Source organism: Flavobacterium sp. KACC 22758, from assembly GCF_028736135.1.
Lineage (GTDB): Bacteria > Bacteroidota > Bacteroidia > Flavobacteriales > Flavobacteriaceae > Flavobacterium > Flavobacterium johnsoniae.
This window is the reverse complement of record NZ_CP117878.1, coordinates 1264538-1285792: the sequence shown is the minus strand read 5'-3', so window position 1 is coordinate 1285792 and position 21255 is coordinate 1264538. Positions and strand designations below refer to the sequence as shown.

General features: G+C 31.6%; 17 protein-coding genes. 16 read left to right on the top strand and 1 reads right to left on the bottom strand.

All coding sequences use genetic code 11. The features are described from left to right. Positions 1–367 precede the first annotated feature (367 nt). Positions 368–1360, bottom strand: coding sequence for a hypothetical protein (locus PQ462_RS05470; RefSeq protein WP_274252654.1), 993 nt, complete (start codon positions 1358–1360; stop codon positions 368–370). 204 nt (positions 1361–1564) lie between these two features. Here PQ462_RS05470 and PQ462_RS05465 point away from each other — a divergent pair, with 204 nt between their 5' ends. The 16 genes from PQ462_RS05465 (at position 1565) to PQ462_RS05390 (ending at position 21251) form a co-directional block, all read left to right on the top strand. Then, a complete protein-coding gene (locus PQ462_RS05465; RefSeq protein WP_274252653.1) occupies positions 1565–2293 on the top strand; it encodes a hypothetical protein in 729 nt (242 codons plus the stop codon). 125 nt (positions 2294–2418) lie between these two features. Continuing rightward, positions 2419–3282: a hypothetical protein gene (locus PQ462_RS05460; RefSeq protein WP_274252652.1), complete on the top strand. Its 864-nt coding sequence runs from the start codon at positions 2419–2421 to the stop codon at positions 3280–3282. Between the two features lie 56 nt (positions 3283–3338). Beyond that, positions 3339–4301 (top strand): hypothetical protein, encoded by a 963-nt coding sequence (locus PQ462_RS05455; protein ID WP_274252651.1) that lies wholly within the window; start codon positions 3339–3341, stop codon positions 4299–4301. A 4-nt stretch (positions 4302–4305) separates the two neighbouring features. Continuing rightward, positions 4306–5151, top strand: coding sequence for a hypothetical protein (locus tag PQ462_RS05450; RefSeq protein ID WP_274252650.1), 846 nt, complete (start codon positions 4306–4308; stop codon positions 5149–5151). A 67-nt stretch (positions 5152–5218) separates the two neighbouring features. Next, positions 5219–6172, top strand: a complete 954-nt coding sequence (locus PQ462_RS05445) for a tail fiber protein (protein WP_274252649.1) — start codon at positions 5219–5221, stop codon at positions 6170–6172. Then, positions 6165–7106: a tail fiber protein gene (locus PQ462_RS05440; RefSeq protein WP_274252648.1), complete on the top strand. Its 942-nt coding sequence runs from the start codon at positions 6165–6167 to the stop codon at positions 7104–7106. Before PQ462_RS05445 ends, PQ462_RS05440 begins: the two co-directional genes overlap by 8 nt. Positions 7107–7108: 2 nt before the next feature. Then, on the top strand, positions 7109–8026 hold the full coding sequence (locus PQ462_RS05435) for a tail fiber protein (RefSeq protein ID WP_274252647.1): 918 nt from the start codon (positions 7109–7111) through the stop codon (positions 8024–8026). Between the two features lie 6 nt (positions 8027–8032). Then, positions 8033–8572 (top strand): hypothetical protein, encoded by a 540-nt coding sequence (locus tag PQ462_RS05430; RefSeq protein WP_274252646.1) that lies wholly within the window; start codon positions 8033–8035, stop codon positions 8570–8572. A gap of 72 nt (positions 8573–8644) precedes the next feature. Continuing rightward, positions 8645–8992 carry a hypothetical protein gene (locus PQ462_RS05425; RefSeq protein WP_274252645.1) on the top strand — a complete coding sequence of 116 codons (348 nt, stop codon included), beginning with the start codon at positions 8645–8647 and terminating at the stop codon, positions 8990–8992. A 4-nt stretch (positions 8993–8996) separates the two neighbouring features. Further along, on the top strand, positions 8997–9479 hold the full coding sequence (locus PQ462_RS05420) for a hypothetical protein (RefSeq protein WP_274252644.1): 483 nt from the start codon (positions 8997–8999) through the stop codon (positions 9477–9479). Continuing rightward, positions 9476–10765: a hypothetical protein gene (locus tag PQ462_RS05415; protein ID WP_274252643.1), complete on the top strand. Its 1290-nt coding sequence runs from the start codon at positions 9476–9478 to the stop codon at positions 10763–10765. The genes PQ462_RS05420 and PQ462_RS05415 overlap by 4 nt, the downstream gene beginning before the upstream one ends. Further along, positions 10753–11097, top strand: a complete 345-nt coding sequence (locus PQ462_RS05410) for a hypothetical protein (protein WP_274252642.1) — start codon at positions 10753–10755, stop codon at positions 11095–11097. The genes PQ462_RS05415 and PQ462_RS05410 overlap by 13 nt, the downstream gene beginning before the upstream one ends. Then, positions 11079–11555, top strand: a complete 477-nt coding sequence (locus tag PQ462_RS05405; RefSeq protein ID WP_274252641.1) for a PulJ/GspJ family protein — start codon at positions 11079–11081, stop codon at positions 11553–11555. The genes PQ462_RS05410 and PQ462_RS05405 overlap by 19 nt, the downstream gene beginning before the upstream one ends. Then, entirely contained in the window at positions 11545–12681 is a 1137-nt protein-coding gene (locus PQ462_RS05400) for a type II secretion system F family protein (RefSeq protein WP_274252640.1), read from the top strand. Before PQ462_RS05405 ends, PQ462_RS05400 begins: the two co-directional genes overlap by 11 nt. Positions 12682–12825: 144 nt before the next feature. Beyond that, the gene (locus PQ462_RS05395) at positions 12826–17472 is read left to right on the top strand and encodes a hypothetical protein (protein WP_274252639.1); all 4647 of its coding nucleotides are present in this window, start codon (positions 12826–12828) and stop codon (positions 17470–17472) included. 32 nt (positions 17473–17504) lie between these two features. Next, positions 17505–21251: a DUF6443 domain-containing protein gene (locus PQ462_RS05390; protein ID WP_274252638.1), complete on the top strand. Its 3747-nt coding sequence runs from the start codon at positions 17505–17507 to the stop codon at positions 21249–21251. Positions 21252–21255: the final 4 nt, after the last annotated feature.

Genomic DNA, 21255 nt, shown 5'->3' with positions numbered 1-21255 from the left:
TATAATCATCTATTTTGAATAGTAAAGCCATTCCATAACGGAGTGGCTTTTGCTTTTATAGCACTTTAAAGTGTATCAAACTGTTAAAATAGAATTCATGTTAGCCTGCAACTGCTAGGTCATCTCAATGGATTTGAAAAATAGCACTCAGAGCATCCTCCCTCCCTTTATCGACTATTTCAGTACTAAATACCAAGATTTAAAAAAATAAAGCAATGCGTAAAAAACATATTCTTTTATGTTCGATACAGATTAAAATTAAATGAATGCTATATTTTATCTCAAACAAAAATAGAATTTTTCGGATAAGTTTAAATTACAAAAAGTAAACTCTCTATTATAAATAGTCTTTCTTATAAAATTAGAATTACTTTTTCTCCAATTTTTCAACTTTCGAAACTAATACGTTATTCTCTTTAAGAAGCCTATCATTACTAACCTGAAGGTCATTTACTTTTTTATTCACCTCAATCATGTACAAAGTAAGTTCCTCAATTTTCTGTAATAGTTTTGAGTTCATTTCTCCTAAAGAAATTCCATTTTTTAGAGCTTCTTTTTCACTTGGAATATTTTCTAAGTGGCCTTTTTCAATAATATGTTTTTCGACTTCTTGAAGAGTGGGTAAACTATATTCTTTTTTGAAAACAAAATCAGACCATTTTTCCATATCAACTTTTACTTCTCTTGAATGGATTGTTCCGTTTACATCTAACTTATTATTTGGTTTTGTTATTCCTATACCTACATTTCCAGTATTAAAAACTAAATCAGATCCATTATTCTGCCAGTTCCCTTGAGCCGTCGCTAGTAAGCCCGCATAAGGATAAGTTGCTTCCGGATGTATAAAAAACAGTTCCGAAATTCCAACTGTAGAATTGTCGCCATTATAATTCTCACCGCTGTAAAATGTAAATTTTAGTTTAGTATAACTTCCGCCAATCGGAATTCTAACCGAAAAATTGAACCCTGCATAATCAAAAGCTGAATAATCTGCTATAACTCTCCATACGTTAGCAGAATTGTATTCGTCATAACCTTCTATCTTAAATCGAGTCGCCGGAAGATATCGCGTTGTCCATCCAACCCATGATCCTGATTGAGTATGCAGTGTTGATAGTCCTTCAATCAAAATAACAGAAGGATTACTAGGAGTAACACCAGAAATATAGTAAGGATTCATACCTCCGTCAAAAAATGTTGGAAGATGAACTATTGGTCCTTGTTGTGTTACTGTATAACGTGTCGTAGCATTAAACAAAGTATTATGTTCCCAACCCACTGGAGTTAAATTAGTTGAAAACGTTTGACCATTTATAATCTGACATAACAAAAATGCAAAAAAAAGTATTGTTTTTTTCATAATTAGGTTTTAAAAATAGAAAATCAAATATAAGATATTACTTAACAATAACTTATTTTTCTATTGAAATAAAAAATTTTTTTTAACAATATATTACATCCATTTTACTAGATTTGTTAAATTAATGATAATAGAAATAATCTGTCAAAATTCATTTTTAATTGTTATTAAAATTCACACCTTTCACTTATAAAACAGCGCATTATGTTAAAAAAAATTGTTGTCTTGATAGTCTTAATCTGCAGTGCATGCCAGACAACTAAAATAAAAAATGACAACTATAAGTTCTCCTCTTCAGTTGTTGAATTAGGAAGTATTGGAACATCTAAATTATCATACAATCTAAATACATTTGAACCCAAAGGCCTGCCAAAACTGGAAAATAATATTAGAGTAGAAATTGGGGTTGTGCCTTACAATAAAAAACTAAACAAGATTTATAAATCGAAAGCAAAATACAATCAAAATCAAACAAAAGTTGCTTTTATAGACAGTCTTCCAATTAAACCAGAATTGGTAACCATTAAAATTTTAGATATAGCTGGTCTTGTTCAGGAAATCAACTCTGATTATAATGCCTCTCTTTTAAAATTATTAACAGATACTCAAGGTTTAAAAATAATCTCAAGTCTTGCTGTAAGTTTATCTAATGAAGAAATTGCTAAAATACGACAAGCCGATGCTTATTATTTAACCAATAATCAATTCAAGAAATATACAATTGCTTTGTTTAAAAGCGGAAAAAAAACAGACAATATAGACATAAATCCAGAAACAATTGTGGCATATCAGGTAAGCTCTTTTTGCTGGGTAAAATCAACTAAAGGTACTTGGAATGTGGCTGATATTATAAACGAACAAAACAGCTGTACCGGAATAACAAAAAGTAAAACAAACGAAAAGAAAAACAACAAAGATTTGTTTGACATGTAAGGGCTTCGGCATTTTGTTTTTTTAAATTATAAATTAAGACTATTCTAATAATCATGAATAAAATTTCACTTAAGTATTTTCTCCTTTTCTTTCTTCTTTCTTTTCTTTCTTGTGAAGAAATACTAATGGTTGATAATATAACTAAAAAGGAAGTATCCTTAACAGCACCGGCAAATAACGCCATTTTATCGACATCGGGAGTGACATTTTCTTGGGAAACTGTTGAAGGTGCAGATAAATATCAGCTTCAAATTGCAATTCCAAGTTTTGAAGCCGCAAGGCAGATTATCCTTGACACCGTAGTTTCAAAAAACTCTTATACACAGCAATTAAATATTGGAAAATATGAATGGAGAATAAGAGCAATTAATAGTGCCTATGAAACCGCATATGTTAAAAAAAGTTTTGAAATTTTAAACAACGATGATTTCCAAAACAATACTGTTGTATTATTAACCCCAAATAACAATTTAATTACAAAAACTGCTTCACAAAAATTATCCTGGGACGCAATCATTGGAGCAGCAAATTATCAAATTCAGGTTTTAGACGAAAACAACACCTTAGTAAAAGATCAAACTTCAGAAACAACGATTCTGAATTTTACTTTTGATGAAGGGAAATATACTTGGAAAGTAAGAGCAAGTAATGGTACTGAGCAAACACTTTATACTTCGAGATCAATTACAGTAGATACTAAAGTTCCAAACACTCCTACTCTATCTAGTCCATTAAACGCAAGTACTACCACTAACAAAAGCATAAATTTTCAATGGAGCAGAACTCTTGTACCCGGAAGTGCCGAAAGAGACAGCATATATGTCTATACAGAAAGTGCATTGACGAATTTAAACTTCAAAGATCGAGGTACAAGTCCGTATAATAAAACCATGACGGCTGGAACTTATTACTGGTTTGTAAAATCATTTGATGATGCCGGAAACCAAAGTGGCAGAAGTACTGTTTTTAATTTTACTATAAATAATTAGAATGCTTTTCAGAAATCTCATCTGTCTATTTAACCAACCCAAAAATTAAATTTTTTATGAAAAAATTAATTTCATTAGTTACTGTTTTTCTTTGCATCAATTTTGCTGCAAGAGCACAAAATACAACTTTTGATAATATTAGTCTTGGCACTAGTTATCCTGCATATGGTGTTCAGCTAAAAGCAAATTTCCCTGGGTATACTGGAGGTTGGGGACGTGCCTATTTTATTACTAACGAATCGGGCAGTCAGTCTTTTTTTACATTTGGCTCAACTGGTTTTGTTACCAATGGAATTGCAAATGTTTCAAGCAGTTTTATAGGTAAAGATTTAACTACAAGATACATGACCTTTTTACCTAATGGTAATATTGGCATTGGAACAGAGAATCCTCAATATGTTTTTCAGATAGGTAACTATAATAATAACTCTAATTATAAATTAAGTATTCCTGGTGCCTACAATTTTGAAGAAATAAGGTTAGGACAGTATGGAAACGGAAGGACAGGATTAGAAATGATAACTCATACAAACTTAACTAACTCATTTGGAGTAAGATTGTATGCTGGTACTGATACTGGTACGAATGGCTTGCTTATTCAAACCGCTGACCCTGTTGACTCAGAACAAAAATTAGTCTATACAACAAAATTATCTATAGGTATAAATGGAAATGTAGGCATTGGTACACCAAATGCAAGCTCAAAACTTACTGTTGCAGGAAATATTGCATCACGCGAAGTAAAAGTAAGTGTAGATGCTGGAGCCGATTTTGTTTTTGAAAACAACTATGATCTTCCGTCCTTAGAATCTGTAGATAAATTCATTAAAGAAAATAAACATTTACCGGAAATTGCTTCTGCAAAAGAAATGCAAAAAGACGGTATTAATTTATCTGAAATGAATATCAAACTTTTACAAAAAATTGAAGAACTAACCCTATATGTTATCGAAATGAAAAAAGAAAGTGAAAAACAAAATGATAAAATATTGGCTCTTGAAAAGAAACTAAAAAACTAAAACAATGTATAAAAAAAACAAACTTTTTCTTTTTCTGCTATTATTTCTTTCTTTTTTTACAAATGCACAAGTAACACCCCCTTTATCTTCTGATTACAAAATCATTGAAATAGGAACAAATGGTGGAGACTCCACCAAAAACTTAATTTTAATTCATGAGATTTTCAATGGAGGTTTAATCTCAATGAATAATGCCGTAGGAACTTTAACTGCTTTTAGAGGTACTGCAGGATCATATAATAGAACAAATATGATAGAAATAAACAGTTCATCAGCTTATAATGGCACATTTGCAACATTAAGAACTTATGATGGAAATGGCGAATGGATTTTAAAAACCTGTATTTATAATGGTAAGAAATATCTAGCTGTTGATGTTCCTTACGCCGATTCTCACCATGATTGGGGATATCAATTTACTGGTTGGACTAAATCAACAGGAGAAAACATGAAATCTGTCAATTATGAAGTAAATGGTCAAGCGGTTAATACTGATAAACTTTCGGATATTCAAAATTACATTCCAAACATGAATGAAACCCATTTGGTAAGTAACTTTTTGATAATGGGAAATAATGTTGGTATTGGAACAATGAATCCAGATGAAAAACTTACCATAAAAGGAAAAATCCACACGCAGGAAGTGCGTGTTGATATGACTGGAGCGTTAGTTCCTGATTATGTTTTTGAAAACCATTATAAACTTAAAACTTTACCCGAAGTTGAAGAATTTATAAAAGAAAACAAACATCTGCCAGAAATTCCATCGGCAAAAGAAATAGAGAAAAACGGCTTAATGCTGGCCGAAATGAACATGTCTCTATTAAAAAAAATGGAAGAGATGACTTGAGCAAAATAAAAAAATTGAAAATCTAGAAAATAAAATCGAAACAATCCTAACTAAATAATCCTTAAAAATGAAAAGAAAATTACTTTTACTATTTACCGTTTTATTTTTTATACAACTTTCTGCTAAATCAAATAATTTAGTATATGCAACAGAATATGAAAGCAGTGTTACTTTTCCTGCAGGATATATTGTTGGCGATTATATCGAATTTTTAAGTGTAAATCCAGCTTCTGCTGGAGCCAGTGGTTATTATCAAATCTCGATAAATTATACAAGAGGAAATGTTGCTTCGGCAGCAACTCATGTTGCCTCAATATCTCATTCTAATCCGGCTTTATGGAGAGAAGCTGGAAGAGTAAACAATAATCCTTACGTAGGATCTGGGGTTAATTTTACTATTGATTGTAACACACAATATGCAAATCCTCGATTTAGAATAAGAGCAGTAAATACTTTAGGAATAAATACTCCTATTACGGTTTATATCAAGGTAACTTCTTTAAATACAAATGGCACCTTTACTACTTTAAATGCTACTGGGAATGACACAACAGTTTCTAAATTCGTTCCAATGACTTCTGATTGGGATTTATATGTGGGAAATGTTTTTGTTGCAGATGGGGCGACTCTTGCCATAAAAGCGATCCAAAACGGAAATGTGGGAATTGGAACCGCAATTCCAGACGAAAAACTTACCGTAAAAGGAAAAATCCATACACAAGAAGTGCGAGTTGATATGACTGGAGCATTAGTTCCTGATTATGTTTTTGAAAATGATTATAAGCTCAAAACTTTACAAGAAGTTGAAAATTACATAAAAGAAAACAAACATCTGCCAGAAATTCCATCGGCAAAAGAAATAGAGAAAAACGGATTAATGATTGCCGAAATGAACATGGCTTTATTAAAAAAGATGGAAGAAATGACCTTGTATATGATAGAAATGAAAAAAGAAAGTGAAAAGCAAAATGATAAAATACGAACACTCGAAAATAAACTAAAAAGTACTTGTAATGACTAAAAATCTAAAATTTATATTTATAGCAATATTAGCAATTCCATTATTTACTAACGCACAAATTTCAACAACACCTTTAGCAGAAAACTACAAAGTTGTAAATATTGGTAATAATGGCAAAGGCGATTTTGCCCGAAATTTAATTTTACTTCACGAAATATATAATGGAACGCTATTACCTATGAACAATGCTATTGGAACAATAACAGCGTTTAGAGGTACTATAGCATCCTTAAACAGAATTAATGTAGCCGAAATAAATTCATCATCATCATACAATGGCATTGCTGCTTCTATAAAATCGTTTGACGACGAAGGCATTTGGAAATTAAAAACTTGTATATATAATGGAAAAAAGTATCTGGCTCTTGATGTTCCTTATTCTGCAGCCTTCCATGATTGGGGTTTTAATTTTGCGGGCTGGACAAAGTCAAGTGGTGAAAACATGAAATCGGTTCCTTACGAATTAAAGGGATCACCAATAAACACAGATATTCTTTCAAATATACAAGATTACATACCTAATATAAACGAAACCCATCAAGTAAACAACTTCTTGATACTAGGAAATAAAGTTGGTATTGGAACATTGTCTCCAGACGAGAAACTAACCGTTAAAGGAAAAATTCATACGCAGGAAGTACGAGTTGACATGGAAGGACCATTAGTTCCTGATTACGTTTTTGAAAATGATTATAAACTTAAAACTTTGCAAGAAGTTGAAGATTATATAAAAGAAAACAAACACTTACCAGAAATTCCATCAGCAAAAGAAATAGAGAAAAATGGTTTAATGCTTGCCGAAATGAATATGGCTCTATTAAAAAAAATGGAAGAAATGACCTTGTATATGATTGATATGAAAAAGGAGAATGAAGAAATGAAAAAAAATCAAAAAATTTTAGAGGACAGAATTCAAAAAATTGAAAATAAATAAACATGAAAAATGTAATATTTATAATCTTATTATATCTTTTTACAAAATACAGCTTTGCCCAAGTATCTAGCAGCATTAATGTTGGCGGAGATATTGATAAATTCTATCCCGTAACTTTTTTAGATGGAGGCTGGAATAATGACAAAGCAACAAATTTAACTTTATCAAGACACAGCATCCATTTAGATTCTCAATGGCGAGGATCATTAGTTGCGACTTTTAACTATCATATTACAGCATGGGGACATGGTTCCAACTTTATTGATGCCGATATTAAACCTTCAAGAGGTTCAATTCCTAATTTCATTGCTGGATGGAGAGACGCTACAGAGACTGGAAGCTGCCATTGTATTATAATTTGGCTTCGTGGTGGAGGAACTACTTACTATTATTCATCAAATTTTGCTGTTAACCCAACTGTTTACGATGGAGTTAAAAATCCTCTTCCGTATAATGAAGATAATGGACCTGCGCACAATTATAAAACTACAGTAGAAGAATATGCCACAACAACAGGAACTTATCAAAATAGAAATGCCTATTTTAATGGAAATGTAGGTATTGGAACAACAAACCCAACTTCAAAACTTACGGTCGCAGGAAATATTACTTCACGCGAAGTAAAAGTTACAGTTGATGCCGGTGCCGATTTTGTTTTTGAAAATGAATACAATTTACCTTCTCTCGAATCTGTAGATAAATTCATTAAAGAAAATAAACATTTACCTGAAATTGCTTCGGCAAAAGAAATGCAAAAAGACGGTATTAATCTTTCTGAAATGAATATCAAACTCTTGCAGAAAATTGAGGAATTGACATTATATATGATCGAAATGAAAAAGGAAAATGAGGAAATAAAAAAAGACAATATAAAACAAAATGAGGAAATCAAAATTCTGAAATCTAAAATACATAAATAACAAAAAATGAAAGTTAAAGTCATTACAATAATTACTGCCTTACTAATTACAATTTCAGCTTTTTCTCAACAAATTGGAGACGGAAAAGCTCTTGGAATTACTGATCTAACTGTTCCATTAAATTCTGGTATTTATGAAGCAATTAATCCCGTTGGATCAATCCCTGATTTGAGTTATAGTGGCTGGCAGCATTTACTTGTCACAAGACATTCAAATAGTTTAAATAATCATGAACTTCAAATAGCTTCAAGTTTTACTGATAACGATAGATTGTTCTTTAGAAAAGCTACAAACTATACCCTTTTTTCAGTTAATCCTACTTGGAATGAGGTAGCCACCAGAGGGGCAAATAACTTTATAGGCAATCAAAATATTGAAGGAAATGTAGGTATTGGAACTTCTCAGCCAAACGTTCCATTAACTGTTTATGGGGTTTCTAATTTCTTTCCGGCCAGAATTGGAAGTGGAGATGCCAGATCACTAGAAATTAGCAATACGGGTAATTCCACAACATTTATAAGTAATCAATATCCTGTTTTCTTGTAAACAGGTGCAGGAGATTAACCATTAATTTTAAATGCTGCCAGAGTTGGAATTGGTACAACAAATCCGTCTTCAATGCTAACCGTTGCAGGAAATATTGCTTCACGCGAAGTAAAAGTTACTGTAGATGCCGGAGCCGATTTCGTTTTTGAAAATGATTACAATTTACCCTCTTTGGAATCTGTAGATAAATTCATTAAAGAAAACAAGCACTTACCTGAAATTGCTTCGGCAAAAGAAATGCAAAAAGATGGAATTAATCTTTCTGAAATGAATATCAAACTCTTGCAAAAAATTGAAGAATTGACTTTATACTCTATTCAACAAAATAAAAAAATTGAAGAACAGTCAAAAGAAATTGAAACATTAAAAGCTTTAGCTTTGCGAGTAGCAAAAATCGAGAAAGAAATGAATCAAAAATAAATTAATGAAAAACAAAAAAAACATATATATTCTTTTGCCTCTGGTTTTATTTGTCTGGGGCGCTGTTTTGTTTCAGGTCTTTTCATTTACAAAATCTGATGAAATAACTCCTGCCGATAATCCTGAATTTACCATTAAACCTCTTAAGATTAATAAAAGAGAATCATTTGCTATTAATGTAAATTATAGAGATCCTTTTTTAGGAAAAATGTATAATCCAGAAACTGTTTCTCATGCAAAAACAAGCAATAAGAGTATTAAAAAGGTTGCCAAAAAACCAGAATTAGTTTGGCCAAATATTGTGTATAAAGGTTTAATTGCAGATTCAAAAGGTAAAAACACCCTTTTCATGCTTATCATAGATAATAAAAATTATTACATGAAAATTGGGGAAACTGAAAATGAAATTTTTCTTAAAAGCGGCGATAAAGAATCTATTTACGTAAAATACAAAGGAAATCTTAATCTTATAATGCTTCAGGATTGAGATTAAAACTTAAAATAAAATCTGGCGCTTTACAATTTACAGTTTTTATTGCTGTATTAATTGCTTTGCTTTTAGCTGGCTTGGTTTTGTATGCGTATACTTTTATTTACATGAAAGAGCAGTCAAAAGGTGCTATCGAAAACATACAAATTGCCGAAATTGGTATTCAGTCACTTTTAGAACAAAAGGAATTAAATACTGATACCGCTAAGATTGATTTTGTCAAAAAAGAAAATCAAATTATAAAAACTCATTTATCGCAATGGGGAGTATTTCAAAAAGGAATTACGATAACACAATTTCGTAAAAAGAAATTTACCAAAACTGCCATAATTGGATCTCTGCTCTTTGCAGATAAAACTCCTACTCTATTTCTACAGGAAACTCATAATGCGCTAACTGTTGTGGGCAATACAAAAATTACGGGTATCGCTTATTTACCCAAACAAGGTGTCAATTCAGGCTATATTGCAGGAAACAGTTATTATGGTTCGCAATTAATTTATGGCCGTATTGAAAAGAGTACTGAAGAGCTTCCAAAATTGGGAAAAACTTTTCTGGACGCGATAAATTTTTATATAAAAGAATATAGAATTATCCGTCAGGAAGACTATATAAACTTGAATTCTGGAATTAAAATTTTAAATTCTTTTAAAGAAAAAACAAATGGATTTTACTCCGAAAATGCCATAACATTAGAAAATAAAATAATTTCAGGAAACATTATTATTAAATCAGAAACAGCTATTAAGGTAAGAAAAACAGCTTTATTGAATGATATAATTTTAATTGCACCCAGTATTGAAATTGAAGACGAAACTATGGGGAATTTCCAAGCGATTGCTTCAAAAAAAATCACATTAGGGAAAAAATGCAATTTAAGCTATCCATCGGCATTGCTTTTATTTCAGGACAATAAAAACGATTCTGATAATAACTCCAATTATAACAGCTTATTAGAAAATCAAATTTTTATAGGCGAAGGAAGTTCCTTAAAAGGCTGTGTGACCTATTTCCAGACAAAAGAAAAACCCGATTTTAAAACCCAAATCGTATTAGAAAAAGATTCAAAAATAAAAGGTCAGGTATATTGCAATGGAAATTTTGAAATAAAAGGCACCGTTTCCGGATCAGTTTATACGAAACAATTTGTTGCAAACCAGGCGGGTTCAATTTTCATGAATCACGTCTATAATGCAACTATCGAAAATGAAAATGTACCTGCAATTTATGGAGGCATAATTTTAGAACAAGAACCAAAAACTGTTTTGAAATGGTTATACTAAAAAAAGTAAAATCGGCGACATTAGTAGAAGCCATTGTAGCTACAGTTTTGGTGGTAATTATTTTTATCATTGCCAGCTTAATTTTAAATAATTTAGTTTTTAATACTTTTTCGAAAAACACGCACAATGTAGAAACCAGAATAAACGAACTGGAATATGAAATTCAAAATAATACCATAAAATTACCTTATCAGGAAAATTTTAAAAACTGGGATATTAGTATTGAATTGGAAACCATTTCTACAAAAAAAGTAATTTCAATTTCGGCAGTAAATAATATTTCTAAAAAAGAAATTACAAAACAACAAGTAATATGGCTGCAGGAAAATTAAAATCATTTACACTTTCAGAATTAATAGTGGTTATGATTATAACGGCTATTGTGGTTGGTATGGCATTTAGTGTTTTACGAATTGTTCAAAAACAAATTCATACCATTCAAAGTAATTTTGAAAAAACAACCACATTATCCCTTTTCGAACAAAAGCTGTGGCAGGACTTTAACGAACCTCATAATATCATGTACGATAGTTCTAAACAGTTATTAATAATGACTTCAGAAATCGACACTGTAACTTATTCTTTTCAGGAGAAATTCAGCATGCGAAATCGGGATACTATTAAATTAAAAGTTATTCCTAAAAAAGCTTTTTTTAGAGGAAAAGAAATTAGCAGCGGACAAATAGATGCTATCTCAATATTTGCAGAAACAGAATTACCGGATTATCAAATTTTTGTTTCAAAAAAAAATGATTTAACCTTTTTTATGAATCAGGAAAATGGCCTTTAAAATAGAAAACATCCCAAATAAAAAAACCATTCAATCTGCAAACCCAAGCAGTATTGAAAGTCTATTAAAGAAAGAAATCACGCTTTTTGGCGACAGCTTTAATAATAAAAAGAAGCAGGCTTTTTATCTGGAACTTGCTGTTTTATTAAAAGCAGGAGTTAGTTTTAAGGAAGGATTATCATTAATTATTGAATCATTAAAGAAAAGTGCCGATAAAGATTTAATTCAGACGATACTAAATAATGTTGTAAACGGAATGCCTTTTTCTGAAGCCTTACGTAAGTCAAAATCGTTTACTGAATATGAGTATTATTCTATTCAAATTGGTGAAGAAACAGGAACAACAGCACAAGTATGTCAGGAACTTGGTCATTTTTTTGAACGCAAAAACGAACAAAAAAGAATTATAATTGCGGCACTAACCTACCCTTCTATTGTATTAAGTACGGCAGTTTTAGTCGTAGTTTTTATGTTGAGTTATGTAGTACCTATGTTTCAGGATATCTTCAAACAAAACAATATGGAGCTTCCGTTTTTGACCCAGTTAATTGTAAAACTCTCGGTGTGGACTAAAACTTATGGGCTTTATTTTTTATTGGCAATAATCATCTTCATTTTTTCAACTCAGTTTTTTAAGAACAATCATAAATACAAAAAGGCACTGCATTATTTCTTAGTAAAAGTTCCTGTATTAGGGGCATTTATGACAAAAGTTTATCTGGCACAATTTACTCAGGCAGTAACCTTATTGACTACTGCCAAAGTTCCGTTGTTAAACAGTATTCAAATGGTAAAAAAGATGATTCATTTTGTACCACTTCAGGATGCACTCGAACAAGTCGAAAACAGTATTTTAAAAGGAAACAGCTTAAGCTCAAGTTTAAAAAATACTCCCCTCTTCGATAACCGAATTATTTCTCTTGTAAAAGTTGCCGAAGAGACCAATCAAACCGAGTATGTTTTTAAGCAATTAAGTGAACAATATAATCAGGAAGTCGTACAGCAATCTAAAGTGATGACAACGGTATTAGAGCCGTTTATTATTCTATTTGTTGGTGTTTTGGTGGCTGTTTTATTAGTTGCTATGTATTTACCAATGTTCCAGTTGAGCAGTGCAATTGGATAATATCAAAATTTCACAGCATAACAGTTAAATAATTGAAAACAATATTATTATTTAATATTTTTCTTCATAATAAAATCAAAAACAAAAGAAAATTATTATATATTTAAAACCTCAATTAACCAAATAAACTATAACCTAATTTTTATGAAAAAAAATTACTATTGCTTATTTATTTTTTTATTTTTTTCATTTATTGTACAGGCTCAAACAGGATCTCCAGGAAATAATCCTGTAGAACAGGGTCCTATTGAAGGAGGTCCCGGATCGGGACCTATTGAATCGGGACCTGGTGATGGAGGATCCGGTAGTCAATCTTCAGGCATCAGCGATTTACTTTACACGGAAATTTTCACTCCAAAAATTGGTACACCAAACGTAGCCGCCTTTAGAAAGGTGAACTTTTCAAACGTTTCAGAATACACTGGAACTGCAAGTGTTAATATCCCTATTTATCAAATTCAAATAGGACAAATTAGTATCCCTATAGAGTTGAATTACTCAGCAACTGGAATTAAGATAGATGAAACGGCTTCTAATGTTGGTCAGAACTGGTCTTTAAATGCAGGAGGAATGGTAACGAAAGTGATTAAAGGCATGGAAGACTTTAAAGTGACTATCGAAGGTGCTTTACCATACAACCCAAACAGTCATAGACTAAAATTCTCCCAAATAGGAACCAGCGATATACTGGGCATGAAATTAAAAGAAGTAGGATGGTTGCTGCAAAATGCAAGTCTTTCTTTAAACAACTACTACGATAAAAATACCAGCATTGATAAAGTTTATGAAGTAGCAGAAATGTCTTATGCGTATTCAAGAAAGGACCTCGCCCCTGACCAGTTTTATGTCAATGCTCCAGGTCTAAATACGTCTTTTACTCATAGAAGAGATGGATCAGTAATGGAAATTGCTTATCAGGGAAATAAAATTGCAACAACAATAGGGAAAACCTCTATAATTCCATTCTTTTCGGAATTTAGGGATAATGTTAAATTTGAAGGAGACTTACGTTTTTTTGACGGAGGAGTTCCTAGAAGATTATTTGGTGTTACTAAAGTGGAAATTACAAACATAAACGGAACTCAATACATTTTTGACCAGTTAGATGTAAACCAATATGTCAACAGAGAAATTCGTACTCCATACATAAGCACCGAGTCAAGCAGAGATCTTACTTCACAAGAAATAATGGCTTATAAACTCAGTAAAATAAAAGATTTCAAAGGAAATGAAGTTTCTTTTGAATACGAAAAATATGCAATAAGTTATCCTGAATATCGTAAAACAGCTAGTTTTGAACTAAATGATCGTCAGGGAAATCAAACGATGCAAAATCAAACCTCTACAGAAATTAGGTACCCTAATTTGAATAGAATCAGTAAAATAGTATACGCTGAGGGAACGGTAGAATTTAAATATGAAGAACCTAGAAATGACCTCCCAGGTGACTTTGCTTTGTCTAAAGTTGTTATTAAGGATATTAATAACAATATAATAAAGACAATAAAATTAGAGTACGATTATATGATTTCTAATAATAATTGCAGTGAGCCTACTTGTAAAAGATTACGTCTTTTAGCAGTACAAGAAATAGGAAAAAATGATGTCCTAATTCCTCCTCACCGATTTTATTATAATGATGACATTAAATTACCTGAACGAGGATCTAATATTACAGATTATCTTGGTTATGCTAATGGTCCAGTTTCAAGTGAATACAATAATGTTAGTGCTGTAACTTGTGGTATGTGTCTTATTCCTCCTCCTAAATTATACTACAAACCTAACAAAAAAGACTTCTCCGTTTCTCCATTTCCTATTTTTGAAAGCAGCTTCATTACAGCAGGAAGATCATTACAACCTTCTCTAGCATATACAAAAGCGGGAGTTTTAAATAAGGTAAAATATCCAACTGGTGGTACTGAGGAGTTTGAATATGATTTAAATGATTTTTATTCTATTTTAAGCAACCAAAATGTTAAGTCTGGCGGATTAAGAGTTTCAATTCATAAACTAATTGACAACAAAGGTACCGTACAAGTACATAAATATAATTATTTAAATATCGATAATAATTCATCTGGAATTTTGAATAATTTACCAACACTTGGTATCGCACATGCTGGCAGCGAGTCGCTTGCAGCTACTTATTTAGGTTTAACAACTTATTGGTTAGAATCTGGTCTTACACTTCATACTTTTACAAATTCCAGATCGGATTTTGATGTCATAGAAGGATCAAATGTAGGATATGCAAGAGTTTTGGTTAAAGAAAATGCTGACAATGGGTATGTTGAAAAAATATTTTCAACCAGAGAAGACTATCCTATAGAACTCCCAAAATTTACCTTTGCAAATTATGATAAAAATAAAATTGAATTTGGTTTTAATAATGGCTGGAGGCTTCCTACTAGTAATAATACGGAGATATTGATTGGAAAATTAAAATATCTTAGAAAATATGACAAGGCAAACAACTTGGTAGAAGAAACCCAAAACAGTTATGAATATGTGTATAATTTTGGTGAAATTAATGAGAAAGTTGGTATTTCAAGGCGAGATATTTTTCCAGGTGAAGTTTCAGACGTTGAGCCAATAGAACCTGATTTTGCATTTTATCCATCTGTATACTCTAGCAGAAATTTACTCAGCGAAACAAAAACATCAACAAAATACGAACTAAACAAAGTTGTAAATAGTACTTTAACAACTTATGATCCAAAATATTCATTACCTATATCAGTACAAAATACTGTAAATGAGTCTGGAAGTATAATTTCCTTAATAAAGGAAATGGTTTATCCTCATTTTTATACTTTAACTCCATTAATGCAAAGTTTAAAAAGTGAAAATCGAATTGCTGAACCTATAATGATAAAAACAACGCGCAAAATAGGTAATAGTCAAGAAACTCTTAGTACACAGGAAGTATTGTACGATTCTTTTGTTAAAGCTGGTAAAACTTTGATCCTCCCAAAGGCGGTAAGAATTAGTAAAGGTTCAAATCAATTTGAAGAAAAAATTCAATTTCATGATTACGATAAATTTGGTAATTCGATAGAATCATCAAAAAAAGATGACACCCATACTGTTTATCTTTGGGGATATAATTACACAAAACCCATTGCAAAAATAGAAAATGCTACTTATGCTGAAGTTATGACTGCCTTAGGTAAGAGCAGCTCAGAAACTCTTGAATATCTACAAAACTATAATGATAATTTATTGAAAAACGAGATTCAACAAATACGATCGAATCTTGGCAGTGCAATGGTTACTTCTTATGTTTACAAACCTTTGGTTGGAATATCATCAGTAGTAGATCCAAGAGGTACTTCAATTTCATATGAATATGATGACTTAAATCGCCTTAAAAAAATCAAAGATCAGGATCTAAACATTATTGAAGAATATTGTTATGGTTATAATGGTATGCTTAATGACTGTCAGAATCAAATGACAATTCCATCGCCAGAAGATCAAAATACTGTAACCGATTTGGACTTACAAATAAAAATTGGAGATTTTAAATCTTACAAAATACCTGTGGCTTGCGGCAGAGGAGTAAACTGGGAAGATAAACTACCGGATGGAGCTCCATATAAAGGCCGAAATATTTTAAGCCTTCATAATCAATTATATTTCCCTAATCCTTCTCAAATTGGAGTGCATTATAATCCTGGTTATACTCCATTACCGGATGAATACAGGTTATTAAATCTTCCATATCCGCTAGAAGAATATACTTGTAACTACTATGCACAAAGATCTGGAAATACTTATGAAATTTTAGGTCTGGAAAGTTCTAAATTTTCAGGTCCTGATAAAACTGCAGAATTAACCTGGTGGATGGAAATTGATGGAAAAAAAATCGAAATTCCAAGGGTTCAGGAATACTCTAATGTATTTTTTATACCAAAATGCCTTGACGGAACATCAGGCAGAATAGTATGTTCTGTAAAAGTAACCCCTAAATGGATTGATCATCAAGATCCAATTCCACCAACTACTTATATCGCAAAAAGTAATTTAATAAAATTAACAAGCGGTTTAGATGACTACGACAATGTAATTGCTTATTATAAATTAAGTTCTGTTAATCATTACTCCGGTAATGTATGCGACAAATCTTCAGGTTATGGTATTGATGACAGTACTTCTTCAACAGACTCAGATCCTAAATACTGGCAAGACACACCATGGACAATTGATAATGGTACGGTTGTCGATCCTGATTTCAAAATTAGTATTGAGAAGTTTAAACTTTATGATATTCCGGTTCCTGCTTTTTTAGGAATAAATTTTACATGGCCAGAGATCTCAACACCAAGTTTACATCCTTTATTTTATTTTCCAAGACCAACTTCTGGTATGCACGGAGAAGAACCTTTCCCAAACCCACATGCCTTTGAAGCATTTATTAGGTTTCCTTATGTAATGAATTCTTACACCAATTTTTATACAACAAGAGGTGGGTATAGATTTGATAGAAACGCTATAAAACAACGAATAGAAAATAGTTCTGAGTATGATTTTCAATGGTTTTTAAAACTGGCAGATACCGGACAGCAAGTTCCGTTAATTAGGACTTTAGAATCTAAAGAACTCTTTTTTGTACCTCCTGCATTAAACGGAAAAAGAGCTAAACTAATTTGTACAGCCACAAAAAGATTTGATCCTGCCGCTCCTGCTTTGTATTTTGAAAGTGAAAACATCACTTTACAGCAAGGTTTATCAAATGATGACAATCTAGATTATCAAGCAGAATTTCTTGATATGGAAGGTCTGTAATTTATACGATTTAAAAACTTAATCATAAAATTATGATCATAAAAACTAAACAATATAGTATACAAATTATTTTGTTATTATTTACCATATATATTCAGGCTCAAACCCCGGTAACTATCGTTAAAGGGTCTATAAATGCCCCATATACTGTAACAGGGACTGAAACCCTTATTGCGACTCAAAGCATTACTCTTCGTCCAAATACTATTATACAATTAGGGAGCAACTTTTTGGCTAGAATAAGCCCTGATGAATATACGCCGGTTGCACTTAGTAACGGGAATTTTGTTTTTACCCGTAAATATCAAACAGCTTTAAAATCTACAGATGACATTGCTAATAACTCTGATGTTTTAGAAAGTGTAATTTATCATGACGGTTTAGGAAGACCTATTCAAAGTATCGCCATAAAAGCTTCTCCTAACAAAACCGACATTATTTCTCATACGGTTTATGACAATATTGGTCGACAAGAGAAAGAATATCTCCCTTATCCAGATAGCAACATTGCAATTGGATCATATAGAAATGAATCTACGGCTCTCAATGGAATAATTGATTATTACAAAACAAATTATCCTGATGATATTAATACTACAGCCCCAAATCCTTACGCGCAGAAGAAATTTGACAATTCACCCCTTGGCAGGGTTTTATTACAGTCTGCACCCGGAAAAGATTGGGCATTAGGCTCTGGTCATGAAATAAAACTAGATTATCTAACAAATACTGTAACGGCTGCTGATGAAGTAAAATTATACGTTGTTACAACACAATTGAATTCTGAAGGAGTTTATATTCCTACTGTTACCTCAACAACCAATTACTCAGAGAATCAATTGTATAAAATCATAACCAAAGATGAAAACTGGGTTAGTGGTAAAAACAATACAACCGAAGAATTTAAAAACAAAGAAGGACAGGTTATCTTAAAGCGTACGTATGCTGATTATGGTGCTCAAACCGAAGTTAAACACGACACCTATTATATTTATGACACATACGGAAATTTAACTTATGTTTTGCCTCCTAAAGCAGAAGGCTCAACAAATAATTTAACCCTAAAAGAATTAGGATATCAATATCGATATGATACTAAAAACAGGCTGGTTGAGAAAAAACTTCCAGGTAAAGAATGGGAATACATTGTTTATGATAAATTAGACAGGCCGGTATTAACCCAAGATGCTAATTTAAGAGCATTAAACAAATGGCTTTTTACTAAGTATGATGCTTTTAGCAGGCCTATTTATACAGGGGAATATGTAAATACTTTACAAACGACAAGAGCATTAGTTCAGACAGAAGCGAATAAAAGCACAACTTTATTCGAAAATAAACAAACTTCAAGTTTAAACATTAAAGGGACAAGCATTAACTACCCTAATACTGCATTCCCAAATGTTGATATTGATTTGTTTACTATAAACTATTACGATAATTATAATAATATTGATCTCGATGGCGGGACAGCTGTTGTTTCATATGGCATTACTCCAATTACCAGTCCAAAAGGTTTAAATGTATGTACTAAAGTACGTATTTTAGGGACAACAAATTGGACGACAACTACGAGTTACTATGATGCAAAAGGCAGAAATATTTATAAATACAGTAAAAACAATTATTTAGCGACAACTGATGTTGTAAAAACCAAACTTGATTTTGCTGGTAAAATTTTAGAAACAACCTCTACCCATAAGAAAAAGGATAATATCGAAATTTTAATAATAGACGCTTTTACATACGATCATAGCGGACGTTTATTAACACAAAAACAGACTATTAATAATCAGGGTCAGGAAACTCTTGCCAGCAATACTTATAATAATATGGGGCAATTGATTACTAAAGGGATTGGTGGAAAAACAACACAGTCGCGTTTACAAAATATTAATTATAACTACAATATCCGCGGCTGGCTAAAAAACATAAACGATGTAACTAATCTGGGGAGTAATTTGTTTGCTTTTCAAATTAATTACAACGCCACAAGTACAGGACAAAACAAGTTATTTAATGGCAACATTAGTCAGACTTTTTGGAAAACAGCGAATACAGATAATAGCTTAAAAAATTATACTTATAATTATGACAATTTAAACCGTTTGACTCAGGCAATAGATAATTCTGCAATAAATCAAGGAAGATATAACGAAAGTTTAAGTTATGATAAAAATGGTAATATTATGAGTATTACTAGGCAGGGAAATATAAATACAGCAGCTACTTCATTTGGACCTATGGATATCCTTGCTTACACATACGATACAGGGAATAAACTTACTAAAGTTGAAGATACTTCTGGTAGTACAGAAGGATTCAATAACGGAAGCAATGATCCTGTAGAATATAGTTATGACGATAATGGCAATATGATTTCGGATAAAAACAAAAGAATAAACAGTATTACGTATAACCATTTAAATCTACCTTTTGAAATTAAATTTCTAAATAATGATTTAATTAGGTATATTTATGATGCTACAGGTATAAAACAGAAAAAGATCGTCATCAAATCAAGTGATAGAACAGAAACCACTTATGCGGGTAATTATCAATATTTACAGCAATTTGAAGGAGATGGACCTTTAATTTTAAAATTCATTGGACAACCAGAGGGATATATAGAACCTTCTGGAAATACATTTAACTATATTTATCAATATAAAGACCATTTAGGAAACATTCGATTAAGTTATCAAGATAAAGATAAGAATGGTGCCATTAACAGCAGTGAAATTGTTCAGGAGAATAATTATTATCCTTTTGGTTTAATGCATAAAGTATATACTAACGTTATAAATGGAGTAGATAATAAATTTAAGTATAATGGAAAAGAATTACAAGATGAGCTCGGACTCGTAATGTATGATTATGGAGCTAGAAATTATGACCCAACATTGGGTCAATGGATAAACATTGATCCATTAGCTGAAGTTTCAAGAAGATGGTCAACTTATAATTACTGTTATAATAATCCTGTTACAAATGTTGATCCTGATGGAATGAAGCCGGAGAGTTCACAAACTGCATATATTTATTATGATTGGGATGAAGGCGGATATAGAACTCAAGATGGTGAAGTAGCTAGTTTTAGCAATCCTGTATATGGTAGTAATGGTAATTACAGAGGTAGTACAAGAGAAGGATTTACAGGAGTACCACTAATATATGATGGGAATGCAGAATTTTCAGGTCTTGAAGCGGGAAGTTTACTAACACTAGGAGGTCGATATTTTAATTTCCAATTAACCCCTAGTGCACAAGCAAATATGATTAATAATATTACTCAAGGAACTAACTATTTTGTTACTCCTTTTTATGATGAATTATCAGGTAATACTTTTTCTTTTGCTTCATTTTTAAATCCTGCAAGATTCGAAATAGGAGAATTACGCGGGGGTTCAACTTCAGTTCATTTAGGTGGCAATAAGACCTATAACAATCCTTACTCAGGCTCTGGAGCAAATTATGTAACTGAAATATTCTCTGATAAATCTTATTCGATTACTAGTTATGGAAGTCTTAGTTATGAACCAACAGTTGAAAACATAAGAGCTAGTGTAGTAGTTCATGAAGGTCTAGTACATGGAAAATGGGGATTTACTGACAAAAACCTAATGCATAGAATTGCATATTCATCTGTAATAAACAGCAATTTATTTTCAGGAACAACAGATCAGTATAAGTCATTTGTCTTACAGCAGTTTAGTAGATACTCAATTCAAGAAACTCCCCAAGAACTACCTGAAATAATAATTGGCGGAAAAAAATAAACTA